We start from the raw sequence: 12,893 nt of genomic DNA on the forward strand, positions 1-12,893 counted from the left end.
ACTTCCATTTTTGGCTGGATAATGAAGGGTATGTGAAACCAAACGTATTTATTTTCGTATATATAATAAATGGATAAAACAGGAGTTGGAAAAAATGAGTGACTTCATGGAATTATTTTCATCGGTAACTGAAAACACGAATAAAATTGACAAGGATAAAACAAAAAAGATTGCTGCCAAATTAGTGGAATTCCATACGGAATGTGAGGATTGTAAAAGAATATTAAGCGATATTGAAAATCAATTAAAGATAATGCAAATAGATGCAACAGATGAAGAATGGAGAGACTTTAACCAGACCATCTCTCAAGCGAAAGCACATTTGATTAAACAACACAAATGCGTAACAAGCGGATACTACCTTAGCACATATATGACATTAGGTACAAGTTTAGGTGTTGTCTTTGGTTTAACACTGTTTGACAACATCGCCCTTGGTATCCCTGTCGGTATTGCGATTGGTATAAGCATCGGGTCAATCATGGACGGGGATGCAAAGAAAAAAGGTTTAGTTATTTAGATCGTACTGCCTGCCCTGAAAACAGGCAAGCAGTACGCCCCTCTCATTAAATTTCCAGAATAGAGCCATACAAGGCCTCTGATACATCAATCATTTTTATGTATTTTTCTTTTATCTTTGAAAGCTGTGCGTTTTCGTTCACTTCAAACTGGAAACTCTGATGAACATAATATTCCAGTGTTTCTGCAAACAAAGGATAATTCTCCTCTTTCGGCAAAAATGGCGTGTACACATAGGCAAATCTTTGTAAAATAAACTGAATCATCTGGAAGGTTGTGGGATCTTCCGTTTGCACATCTTCTAATTGTTCATATATGCCCTGATAAAACGCGGATGGGATTACCTCATCATTATGTATATCGATTAATTCTTCTAATTGGAATTTTTCAATATGTAACTTGCCTGTTAAGATATTATCGCTGTAATATTCTAAAATCGCCGTCTTAACGACAGGGTGTATCTCTTCGTTTACCAGCATTTCTCTTAAAATCGGGAGATCATCCCGGAATCCCAGATATAGTAAGCGCTTCACCATGTACCATTGCTGACGGTCATTCTTCTCCTGAACAGCTTCAGTTAATTTCTGAAGGACTTCCTGATTGGTCTGTATATCGACTTGCTGCTGTAATTCCTTGCTCAGCTGATACATCTGGTTTAGTTGTTCGCTAACAGGGGAAGGAACCGGTTCTTCCAGTACATCCTCAATTAAATACATCACCTGATTATATTTACTTGCCTGAAAAAGCAGTGTTGCGTATATATGTATGTATGAATAATAATGGTTGTCTTTTTTTGAAATAAGCTGTTCACATAATTCTTCCGCTTCTTCCTCCATGTTTAACTCCATCATGCAAATCAATTTTCCTGTTAATACTTCCGGAGATTCTACACCATTATCTGTTAACTTTTGAAAATAATGAAAAGCTGTCTGGAAGTCACTGCCTTCCATCGCTGTTTTTGCTTCTTGTTCTAAGTCATTCTTCCATTTCGGGAAAATAATTACCTTCTCCTTTTCTTCCTGCATTGTTTCACCTACCTTTTCTTTTATATTATTACTATTATAGATTTAATAGCGCAAAGACTCAAGTGGATTCGTACAGTTGTTTGAAATTGCTGGAAAAGCTATATTTATATACCCTGTTTCATAAAAAGTAATCAGGATTTTTAAAACCTGAAAAACTAGTCGTCATTTATAACATCGATTATGGGCCATAACATTAACCGAGTAACCTTGAACTACAAGTATGCAAAGATGGCGCCTATGTTTGATTCATGCACTAAGATATTTATGTGAAGTAACTTAATTTAAAGCACAAAAAAATCCTCAAGAACCTTATATTATTTGATGGTTCTTGATAAATTCCATTTTAAAGTATTTTGCGCTCATGACAAAGAAAACAATAAAATAATGACCTATAAATAAATAGAGTACTTGGGTAAAACCCTGACGGAATAGCATAGCACTCAATATTAATAACTCTTCATTACAACTTATCCATATGAGGTGTTTGATTCAATTTGGCTGAAAATCATAGTTATTACACTTGAAACTTGTCAACAAGGCTTTCTAATTCTATCGACATCTTCTCCAGTCCTTTTATAGTTCCAGTTATATTATTAATTGACTGACTAGTTTCTGCAGCGGAGGCTGCTGTTTCTTCTATTCCTGCAGCTGATTGTTCTGAGATCGCTGCAATACTTTCAACGGATTCGGATATGTCTGAACTGTTTTCTAATATTTGATGAAAGCTTTCTGATATTTTTTCCGTGCTTTTCATCATGGATATTACAGATTGCTGAATACTGTTAAAACTGTTTCCTGTCTCACCGATTTGCTCAGTCCCTTGAACAAGCTTTTCCGAACCATCTGTTAAGGCTTTGGCTACTTCTGACGTATCTGCTTGTAACTTTTCCAGAATTGCTGTAACGTCACCAATGGAATGGGAAACTTGTTCAGATAATTTCCGTACTTCATCAGCAACTACTGCGAACCCTTTACCTTCTTCTCCTGCTCTCGCAGCCTCAATTGCTGCATTCAATGCAAGCAGATTTGTCTGTTCCGATATATTTTGAATGACTTGAATGATAGTTGTGATCTCTTTTGTCTGATTTTCCAGTTCTGTTACTTTTCTAACCGTTTCTTTAATTTCTCCATTTGTAAAATTAATTTGATCAATAGATTGTTTCATTAATTTACTGCCATTATCAGTTATTCCTTCTAATTGTTCCGCTGAGTGAAAAAGCATATTACCATTTTCATTTGCATGCTTCACTTTATATGTAAACTGATTCATTTTTTCAGCAATATTTGCAGTGGTGTCAGCCTGTACCTCTGTTCCATCTGCAATTTCATCCATCTTTGAGGCAATCTGGTCACTGCTTAAATTGATATCCTCAAAAGCTTGTTTCATCTCAACTGTCTCTCTTCTGACAAACTGGGATAACTGCTGTACTTTTTCGATCATATTACGTAAGGTATCCTGGGTGTTTATCACAGCGTTCACCAGAACTCCCAGTTCATCTGTACTTGTTTTTCCAGCCCATTCGTTTTTCAGGTTACCATTTTCGATTTCTGACATTATACCTGTGATTTTTTTAATAGGTTTTGTAAACCGGTCACTGACCAGCCATGCAATAAGACCAATAATAATAGCAATAATGATTGCAATAACTAATATACTTCGGAATATCTCTTCATTAATGCTTGTTAGAAAACTTACATCCTCTATTATTTCAATTACCCCGACAACTGTCGTTTGGGCAGGATCATATAAAGGCATATAATATTTCCATTTGTCTTTATTATTGGAAGTGATTTCTCTCCCTTCAAACGCACCCTCAACGTTCTCCTGAGCTTCAGTATCAAGTTTTCCATCACTTTGGGCAGAGGAAATGATAACTTCTCTGTCTTTATTAATAATATTTATTCCAACCCCATCATGAAAATTGGCTATATTATTCACCACTTCCGGTTTTAGACCCGTTTGCAACGTACCAATCACTTCACCATCCGCAATCACCGGAACAAATGCTCTTATTGTAAGTCCGCTATTTCCTGATTCCAAACCCACTATTTCATCCTTATTTAACGCCGCCTGAATTGCTTCTTTATCGCTTTTGTCATCTCCAAACTCTGCAGGGTTATGCCCCCTGTAAAAAACCGTACCATCCACATTTCCATATTCGAATACATTCCAATCATGTTCTATTTGTACCCGACTGAAAATAGGTGTAACAGTCTCCCCTAATTTTCCCCGATCCATATTGGAGAATTGTTCTGTTAATTCTTCATCTTCTGCATATAATTTGGTTATATCCAGTAATTCATCCATTTCTGACTGTAGCTGCTGCTCAATCATCTCTTTTGTCTCCAGTTGGCTTTTGGACATTACGGTTGTAAAACTTTCATTCGTCTTCGTAACAACTAACCAGCAGATAAGTACTGCCGGTACCATTGCTAACAATAAAAATAAGAAAAACAACTTAGATTTCATCGATTTTTTCAAAACTTTCTCCCCCTGTAATCCTGATTCACTAGTATTTTTTATCTATTTTTCACTTACCGAATGGAATTATATCACAAAAAAGTTAATACAAGTAGTTCCATATTAACAGTTCACACTTTTTGAAAAATAATGTTATAATGAGGGAACCATATGATGTGAGGTGAATACTAAGAGAGTTCTTAGTCATTATGAATTTTTCAAAACTAACCTACTTATTTGTCCTTTTAGTTGGATTTTCCATCGGTACGTATCAGAATTATTCTAATATTTATACCCTGTCCATTATGATTTTGCTTATTATCGTGATGGTGATTTTTATCGGAAAGGATCTCCTTCAATTAAGAGATAAAAAAAAGAAATAATTTTTAAATTCTTATTGACATCTTGGTGATTAACTTATATAATATTACTTGTCCGTTAAAAATACATAAACACATGCGGGTGTAGTTTAGTGGTAAAACCTCAGCCTTCCAAGCTGATGTCGAGAGTTCGATTCTCTTCACCCGCTCCATGTCCCAGTAGCTCAGCTGGATAGAGCAACAGACTTCTAATCTGTAGGTCGGGCGTTCGAATCGCTCCTGGGACGTAGTAAAGAACCTTGAAGCATCAAGCTTTCAAGGTTCTTTTTTATTTTATATAGAAATGTATTTTACACCTACTGAAAGGCTGCAAGATCAGGAAGTTGTGAGCAGCAGACACAGAAACCATTAGTCAGGTTGCATTTATAAAGAATAAATCTAATCAGTTTCATTCCCATTGAAATAGTTCATACATTCTTCGCAAAATCCAAATGCGCTATCCAAGCCTGTACCACCACATTTTTCGCACTGCTCATTTACTTGAAATTCTTTTTCAGGAATATCGCTAAACAACTCAAATATATCTATCACGATATATCGCTCCTTTCCTTCTTAGTATTTCCTTGAGTGATAATTTTCTATGTAAATCATTACATTAGCTTTATTAAGTAGTTCGAATCGCTCCCGGGACAGGTATTTACCATGTTTTTTTATCCTTTTTTTCGCGTAATAATGTTAAATCAGTATCCCACCAAATTATCTTATACTTACTTTTATCACATTGCCGTAATAAATAAACACAAAAAAACACAGCAGGTATTTCCTACTGTGTTTTTCGAAGTGAAGTTTGATATGCCAAATCACGGATTTCCCGGCCGTCTATTGTATAGAAGTCTACCGTTACATCCGTTAAGTCTTCATTTGCGGTTAATACCGCATATGAACCTGGATGCTGAGCACGTGGAAGACGAATACTTCCGGGATTGATAAATAGCTTATTTTCTGCTTTTTCCGCCCCTGCGATATGAGAGTGCCCGAAGCATACTACATTAGCTCCGACTTCATCTCCGCGATAGGAAATTGGCTGTAACGTAAATTTGATTTGGTGCATATGTCCATGTGCTACAAAAAAATGAAGATCACCTACTGAGAAATTCACTTCATTCGGTAATTTGTCATCCATATCCATGTTTCCCTGTACTACATTCATACCGGATAACTCTTCACTATTATGTTGTAACTCAGAATCACCACAATGGATCATTGCATCTACCTCATACTGGTGACGTTTTTTTATCTCCATTACTTCATCTTCCCAGCCGTGACTGTCACTCATAATTAACACTTTCGGCATTTGGTCCGCTCCCTTCTATTGTTCTCTTACCCAATTCACCAGTTGATCTAACGCTTTTCTCCGGTGGCTAATCTTATTCTTTTCCGCCGGGGCCATTTCAGCCATTGTCCGATCACTTTCTATCGGGTAAAAAATCGGGTCATAACCAAAGCCATTGTCTCCAGCTGGTTTGTGTCCTATTTTTCCTTCACATTCGCCACGTTTAAATATAGTTAGTTCACCAGGATTGGCAACAGCCAATACACAGACAAACCGTGCTGTTCTTTTAGAATCCGGCACACCTTCCAATCTTGACAAAACTTTTTGCAGATTAGCCTGATCATCCTTCTGTTCACCTGCATACCTTGCAGAGTATACACCTGGTTCCCCATTCAGTGCATCCACTTCCAAACCGGAATCGTCTGCAATGACAGGAATACCAAACTTTTCACAAATTGCTTCTGCTTTGATTGCTGCATTTTCCTCAAAAGTAGTTCCAGTTTCCTCAATATCTTCGATTTCTTCTGGTAAGTCTAAAAGAGATGTCACTTTAATATTCAGTGTAGCGAACAATCCTTCGAAATCTTTCATTTTCCCTCGGTTTTTCGTTGCAATTATAATCTCTTTCATTTGGCGACAATCTCCCTATTTTATTTCCAGTTTATCGACATATGGTGAAATCGCATCTTTCTGAATTTCTACAATTTCTTTTAAACCGCCTTCTGCAAGGTCTAACATTTTCATCAGCTGCTGGCGGGAGAAAGTTGCTTCTTCCCCTGTTCCCTGAAGTTCAACAAATTCACCTTTGCCTGTCATTACTACATTCATATCGACAGCGGCTATTGCATCTTCCGCATATTCTAAATCTAATATTTCCGTGCCATCAGGTAGTACACCAACAGATATTGCTGCTAAATAGTCCGTTATCGGTAATTTTTTCAATGTACCCTGGTCTACCAGTTTACCCAATGCAAAGACCATTGCGACAAATGCACCAGTAATGGAAGCTGTCCGTGTGCCGCCATCTGCTTGAATCACATCACAATCAATCCATACCGTTCGTTCGCCAATTGCATCCAGATCAACAACCGCACGTAATGAACGGCCGATTAAGCGCTGGATCTCCATCGTTCTTCCTGACACTTTTCCCTTAGAAGATTCACGGATATTACGCGTTTCTGTCGCACGGGGCAGCATCGCGTATTCAGCAGTTATCCACCCTTTCCCAGACCCGCGCATAAAAGGAGGTACTCTTTCCTCCACACTGGCATTACAGATTACTTTCGTATCACCAACTGTAATTAAGACTGATCCTTCTGCATGCTTTGTAAAATTTGTTACCATTTCAATCTTTCTTAACTGATTCACTTCTCTCCCTGATTCTCGCATCATACTTCCTCCTAACATTTCATCTAATCTTAACATATTTTGCATAACTGGTTAAGTTTCATACATAGAAAAAATCACCCCATACCGCGAAAAGGATGGGGCGTACTACTTCATTATTTACCTTCTGGTCCCTATAGTTGCATATTATGCTCCCTTAGATACTGTCTGTTGGTACAACCATGTCTTTTGATACAGGTTCCGTGTAAGGTTGTCCACTTTCATTCACTACTTGTTCATGATTTTCCACAGACACTTCCACCGCATCGATGCCTTCCTGTTCTGTTAATGTTAATACAAGTGACTGCATTACTTCATCCGCCAGCATGCTTTTCTCACTGTTTGAAAGAATGTTTTCATTAAATGTAAGTGATAAAATTCCGTCTTGAATAATTGGTGCCGCAGCGAGCTGGGATCCTGTATTAATGTAATTTTGCAGTGGCAGGTCAAAGCTTGGGCCACTTAATAATGCCTGGACGATGGACTCATATTCACTATCAGTATTGTTTTCAATATGCTGGGTAATTGGAACATAATAAATCGACTCATCTGCACTTTGCATTGGAAAGTAAAGCGTAGTAGCTTCACTTTCCATTAAATCAATCCCTTCAGACTGATGGACATTTATCCCGTTTTCCCGTGAATAACCTTGGGAAACAGGTGTCCCGTTTACAGGCATCTCATTTTGTTCCACACCATTAATCCATAATTTAATGCGTTCTACATTTTCAAACTGTGTTAATGTATATGTCATTGCTTCTAAAATTTGCTGCTCCTCTTCAGGCTGATATGATTGAAAATCTTCTGATACGTTTACAACCAGTGTTCCATTCGGTTCCAAATTCAGATCAATTATTTCTGTTCCTGCTGGTAATACTGCTTCAAAGCCAGTTGGCAACATACCTGTAACCGGACCATCTTTAACTAAGTACTCCAATACTTGTTTAGCCACTTCTTTAGAGGTTGGACTCGGTAATTCTACTTCTTGCGGAACAACCAGTCCATTTTCATCTAACAGATACAAAACTCTAGAAACCGTTTCAGAGGTGTTGGCTGGATCCTCACCATCTGATCCATCACCTTCTTCTCCACCTTCTGTGCCACCTTCTTCTGTACCGTCTTCTATCTCTTCTTCACCTTCTGTTTCCGTTAGTTGATCAGAAATGTTTTCTAAATCCTCTGTCAAATTTGTTTCTTCCGGTGGTGCATCTAACTGTTCTAAAGTCTGTTCTCCTTGAAACACGCCACAACCTGCCAGTAAAAACATGCTAGCAGATAGTATACCTATTGTCTTTTTTGTGAAATCGATTTTCATAACCGATACCTCCTACGATGGTTTGTACTACTATGTATACGAGCCCTCGCAGGAATTAGAACAAAAAAGAACGGAAGAAATTACGAATAGATTACAAGCAAAAGAGCATGGAAATTACTTCTCCATGCTCCTAACCTGCGTTAATTGTATTTTGTTTACTGCTTCGATTTTCTGTTCAAGCCAGCGGGAGGCGATCTGTTCGAAAATTACCGGATCGCCTGTTGTATAGAACTGGTGTTCAGCCGGCTTATTTCCAGTATATAATCGCTTTTCAAAACCTAAAATCGTGCTGACTTCACGAGCAGTTTCTTCTCCTGATGAAATAATGGAAACAGTTGGTCCCATAACCTCCTGCACAAGATCCTTAATCATCGGATAATGGGTACAGCCTAAAATCAGTGTATCCATTAACTTGTTATGTTTCAATGGTTCTAATGATTCTTTGACCACCTGATATGCTTCCTGACCTGAGACAAGCCCTTTTTCCACTAATGGAACAAAACGAGGGCATGCCAAACCATCAACAGTTATGCCTGCATTAATATGTTTAAGTGATAGTGGATATGCTTCACTCGTAATCGTACCTTCTGTCCCGATTACTCCAATATGATAAGTGCGGGAATTCGTAATTGCCGCTCTAGCTCCCGGCTGGATAACACCAACTACCGGAATATCCAGTTTTTCTCTTAATAAATGCAGGGTATAAGCAGTTGCAGTGTTACATGCTATCACGAGCATCTTAATATTCTTTTCCAATAAAAAATGGACCATTTCCCATGTATACTGGATCACTTCTTCTTTTGGCCTCGGGCCATACGGGCACCTTTCAGTATCCCCTAAGTAAATAATTGATTCCTTTGGCAGCTGACGCATCAACTCACTTGCAACAGTTAAACCGCCAACTCCCGAATCAATCACGCCAATCGGTTGATTCATTTCATCGCCTCTTTAATTCTAGTTCTCTTTCATTTCATGATGCAAAATATGCAAAAGCCGGGATAAGTCCTGAATGTCCTCCTCACTGACATTAGTCAAAACTGACCCCAGATATTCTCTTCGTTTCTCAACAACCTCTTTGATGATTTCTTTCCCTTCATCTAATAAATGTATGCGTACAACTCGTCGGTCTTTTGAATCTTTCACCCGTTTTACTATTCCGTTCTTTTCCATCCGGTCTACTAAATCTGTTGTCGTACTAAATGCCAGATGAATTTTTTGTGATAACTCACCTATAGTTAAATCACCACATTCCAATAAGAATTGCAATGCAATAAACTGAGGTGCTGTGATCGGATAATTATTCAATATCAGACGCCCTTGCTGTTTCACGATCCCTGAAATATATCGTAATTCTCTTTCAATATCCGCAATTGTATCTTTTGAAGTATCTTTTGACAAGATCGAATCTCCCCTTTTTCATAAAATAAATCAAATGTACTATCTTACCCAGTTGTCAGAAAGTGAGACTTCCATCAAATATCCGGTATCCTTTCCATTTGTCTCTATACTAATAATAACGAAAATCATCTGATTTAGCATCTTTTTTAATTGAGAATTGTTTTAATTAATTGCCTACTTTTATCCATGAGGAAAAGAACACCACTAATACATTGGTGTTCTTTCAGCTTTATACTTTACGGAACCGAAAAATTAACGTTGGAGGGATTCTTATCCACTCAAACGAATCAGACTCTGTTCCTTCAAAAGTTGGTTCAGCTAAATTTTCAAGTACGAATCCATATTGAGAAAACAGGTTGACATAGTAAGATAATGGACGATGGAACATCAGATGTGGAGTTGGCTGCCCATTAACGGCAACAGCTTCATACTGTTCTTTTTGTATGTATTTTGATAATTGAATACTGTGGGTTGTAAAGACCTTTCCATCTCGATCAACGGTTTCTGTTACTTTCCTGACATCAGGAACCTGGAAGCATGGATGGACAATAGAAAATACAAACAAACCATCTTTTTTTAGAAGTACGGATAATCCTTTAACAAGTGGCTCAATATTTGCCATATCCATAAGCGCCATGTTGGAAACAGCCTTATCATATGTATCTATGCCTAAATCTGTTAGTGCATCATAATTCGTTGCATCCATTTTTAAATAACAGATATCCGCCGTTGTTCTTATGCGAGCCCGTTCAATCATTGTCCCACTGTAATCGGCTGCTGTCACTTTTGCCCCACATTCTGCAAGAGTTCTGGAAAAATTACCGTTTCCGCAACCAATATCTAAGATTCTGTCATTTCTTTCTGCTTGTAACAATTTCACTGTCGCTGGTTTAATTAATTCCCTGTGAAAAGCATTGCTTTCATCACCCATGTAATCATCCCAAAAAGCGGCATTTTCTTCCCATTTTTGCCTGGACAATTTCGTTAATTCGGGCCATTCAGACATATATATTCCTCCCTTTATTATAATACTAAGAAATAATAACGATGTTACTTTTAAAATGGAAAAAAATTGATGTGTATCTTGATGAGGAAAAAAAGATTGTATGAATGATTTCAATGGAAAGAGGAAGAGACTGACTTCGCTAACTTAGTAATGTGAAAAATACCCTTAATTAACGTACCACTTCGGAATTAGTTTAGTGAAATTATCGTGATCCTGTATAACCTCCTCTGACAATATTAACATCTTTTCCAGTTGTTCCTTACTCCACCTGTTTGCCCATACGAGGGCTGAGACAAGATGCATGGCACTATATAATGTGTATAAACTCCAAAATAACGAATCTCTGTCAGCGGCATAACCATCCACTATTCCTTTTGTAAATGGAATGCTTACATGCTTTGAAAAAAAACCTAATTTATGTAAATCATGAATGGGATCTCCCCAATCCATCCGTTGAAAGTCGATAATTCCGGAAAATTTATGATCGTTTATTAAAATATTGCTTGGATGAATATCATCATGCTGCAAACAATTCGGACGGTCGTACATCAAATGTTCATTTTCCCTAATATACGTCCCAATCACTTCCACCAACTCCAGATTTATTTTCAATTGCTTTAACTCTTCAAAATAACGGTCATTTTTTGCTTTTTTTACATCATACCATGAAGGATAGCTCTCTGGTGCTTTTAATTGATGCAGCAGTTTCAATTCAACCCCTGCATCGACACCTGCCTGATATTGATCCACCTCAGACATTAATGGCAGTAGCTTTTCCCCATCCTCCCCAGGCAAAAAGCTGAGAATCATATAATCATAATCTTCCCCTTCTATTTTTCCATACTGGACCGCTTCAGGTATTTTCTGAGAATATTTCTCCAGTTGCTGAATGGTCTGAAATTCTCCCAGTCTCCGATCTGTAGAGTCAGAGGGAATAACTCTTAATAAGTATTTTTCATCAAGGACATACTTTTCATCAGCTGAATACCCTTTTGCAATGTGGCGAATGCTTGATACAGATGTCATAATCGGTATTTTATTCAAAATGTTATCAGTAATCATTTATTACACCTTCTACAGTTTTTTTGCATTCGATTCATATACTTCTTTCCATATTAATCGTTTCTGTTCAATTTTCCGGATTTTTCGGCAGGTTAACAATGATAAGAAGGTTATCAACGAATATCGTCCTAACTTCGTATCTTCATGGAATTGCTGAATAATCTTCATACATATCCTCCTAAAATACGCATCTTTTCTTCAAGTTTCATGCTAAAAGGAAAAGTCAAATCCAATATAACGAAAATATGATTTAAATCCCAATCTTTCCGCAACAGCAACAGAGGGATCGTTGTCTTCCATACAATCCCAGTAAGGAAGCTTTTTATGGATAAAACATTCTTTTACAAAAGTATGAGCAACCTTTTGGGCAAGCTTGTTTCCTTGGTATTTTTCCATTGTTTCGATTGCGATGCAATGGACACTGCCTGCAACAAAGTTCGAATAACAGTAGCTGGCAATTTCATTATCGACTATGATGCAAAAACCAATCCCTTTGCTGCAGAAGTCATCAATGGTTGACCACGATTCCAGTATATTTTCCTTAAGTGTATCCAGGTTTGTAAGATCAACTGATGTCAGGATTCTATTATCCAGTTTCTGTATTTTGTATTCCAATTCGATATTTGGTTCCGTTTTGTCCAGGTATTCATAATTTTTCAATGTGTAAACCCTTTGATTCCAATTGCCATGATTACGCTTTTTGAAAACTTTCTCCAGCGTTGTATTCCAGTCTTTACTGTTTCCGATTGCTTCCATATAATCTAAGTCAACCTTTTTTGCTTCCTCTACAAGAAACTGATCAATAAAAGGATCTATATACTGATTAAATTTTTCGTTATGGGGATTGCCAAAAAAGATAAAACCGTCATTATTACCTAGCCAGACCATACCAGAAGTAGGGTTTGTGTTGTCATCAACAAAAACTCTGCCAGGATTTGTTTGATTAATTACAGAGATTGGCTCTAAATGGGCCTGCCGATTTAACAAGTGTCTGCACAAGTAAAACTGTTCATTTTTTAATTCAACTATCATTGGGAAATGCCTCCTATCAATTTGAGGTTCCTTGCA

The 12,893-nt window shown here is 37.4% G+C and carries 14 protein-coding genes and 2 tRNA genes; 3 read left to right on the top strand and 13 right to left on the bottom strand.

What is annotated here, in order from left to right; genetic code table 11:
* Positions 1-94 precede the first annotated feature (94 nt).
* The gene (locus BMW36_RS20570; protein ID WP_245711651.1) at positions 95-520 is read left to right on the top strand and encodes a glycine zipper domain-containing protein; all 426 of its coding nucleotides are present in this window, start codon (positions 95-97) and stop codon (positions 518-520) included.
* Positions 521-566: 46 nt separating this feature from the next.
* Here the strand turns inward: BMW36_RS20570 and BMW36_RS10290 are convergent, their stop codons facing one another.
* Complete coding sequence (locus BMW36_RS10290; protein ID WP_089740798.1) at positions 567-1,544, bottom strand: hypothetical protein; 978 nt, start codon at positions 1,542-1,544, stop codon at positions 567-569.
* A 514-nt stretch (positions 1,545-2,058) separates the two neighbouring features.
* On the bottom strand, positions 2,059-4,026 hold the full coding sequence (locus tag BMW36_RS10295; protein ID WP_089740799.1) for a methyl-accepting chemotaxis protein: 1,968 nt from the start codon (positions 4,024-4,026) through the stop codon (positions 2,059-2,061).
* Positions 4,027-4,463: 437 nt separating this feature from the next.
* Here BMW36_RS10295 and BMW36_RS10300 point away from each other — a divergent pair.
* Positions 4,464-4,537, top strand: a tRNA-Gly gene (locus BMW36_RS10300).
* A 1-nt stretch (position 4,538) separates the two neighbouring features.
* A tRNA-Arg gene (locus tag BMW36_RS10305) sits at positions 4,539-4,612 on the top strand.
* 151 nt (positions 4,613-4,763) lie between these two features.
* Here BMW36_RS10305 and BMW36_RS20355 read toward each other — a convergent pair.
* From BMW36_RS20355 to BMW36_RS10350, 11 genes are all read right to left on the bottom strand, one after another.
* A complete protein-coding gene (locus BMW36_RS20355) occupies positions 4,764-4,916 on the bottom strand; it encodes a hypothetical protein (RefSeq protein WP_175480414.1) in 153 nt (50 codons plus the stop codon).
* Positions 4,917-5,148: 232 nt separating this feature from the next.
* Positions 5,149-5,679, bottom strand: coding sequence for a metallophosphoesterase family protein (locus BMW36_RS10310; protein WP_089740800.1), 531 nt, complete (start codon positions 5,677-5,679; stop codon positions 5,149-5,151).
* Positions 5,680-5,694: 15 nt separating this feature from the next.
* Entirely contained in the window at positions 5,695-6,288 is a 594-nt protein-coding gene (locus BMW36_RS10315) for an XTP/dITP diphosphatase (protein ID WP_089740801.1), read from the bottom strand.
* A gap of 15 nt (positions 6,289-6,303) precedes the next feature.
* The gene (rph, locus tag BMW36_RS10320) at positions 6,304-7,047 is read right to left on the bottom strand and encodes a ribonuclease PH (RefSeq protein ID WP_089740802.1); all 744 of its coding nucleotides are present in this window, start codon (positions 7,045-7,047) and stop codon (positions 6,304-6,306) included.
* Between the two features lie 154 nt (positions 7,048-7,201).
* Positions 7,202-8,359, bottom strand: coding sequence for a GerMN domain-containing protein (locus BMW36_RS10325; RefSeq protein ID WP_089740803.1), 1,158 nt, complete (start codon positions 8,357-8,359; stop codon positions 7,202-7,204).
* Positions 8,360-8,473: 114 nt separating this feature from the next.
* Positions 8,474-9,295, bottom strand: coding sequence for a glutamate racemase (gene racE / locus BMW36_RS10330; protein WP_089740804.1), 822 nt, complete (start codon positions 9,293-9,295; stop codon positions 8,474-8,476).
* An 18-nt stretch (positions 9,296-9,313) separates the two neighbouring features.
* Positions 9,314-9,757, bottom strand: coding sequence for a MarR family winged helix-turn-helix transcriptional regulator (locus BMW36_RS10335; RefSeq protein WP_089740805.1), 444 nt, complete (start codon positions 9,755-9,757; stop codon positions 9,314-9,316).
* 229 nt (positions 9,758-9,986) lie between these two features.
* Complete coding sequence (locus BMW36_RS10340) at positions 9,987-10,763, bottom strand: class I SAM-dependent methyltransferase (RefSeq protein WP_089740806.1); 777 nt, start codon at positions 10,761-10,763, stop codon at positions 9,987-9,989.
* 165 nt (positions 10,764-10,928) lie between these two features.
* Positions 10,929-11,825, bottom strand: coding sequence for an aminoglycoside phosphotransferase family protein (locus BMW36_RS10345; protein ID WP_089740807.1), 897 nt, complete (start codon positions 11,823-11,825; stop codon positions 10,929-10,931).
* A 12-nt stretch (positions 11,826-11,837) separates the two neighbouring features.
* Complete coding sequence (locus BMW36_RS20360) at positions 11,838-11,993, bottom strand: hypothetical protein (RefSeq protein WP_175480415.1); 156 nt, start codon at positions 11,991-11,993, stop codon at positions 11,838-11,840.
* A gap of 42 nt (positions 11,994-12,035) precedes the next feature.
* The gene (locus BMW36_RS10350) at positions 12,036-12,857 is read right to left on the bottom strand and encodes a GNAT family N-acetyltransferase (RefSeq protein WP_089740808.1); all 822 of its coding nucleotides are present in this window, start codon (positions 12,855-12,857) and stop codon (positions 12,036-12,038) included.
* Positions 12,858-12,893: the final 36 nt, after the last annotated feature.

Origin of the sequence: Gracilibacillus ureilyticus (genome assembly GCF_900111195.1) — a bacterium.
Classification (GTDB): Bacteria; Bacillota; Bacilli; order Bacillales; family Amphibacillaceae; genus Gracilibacillus; species Gracilibacillus ureilyticus.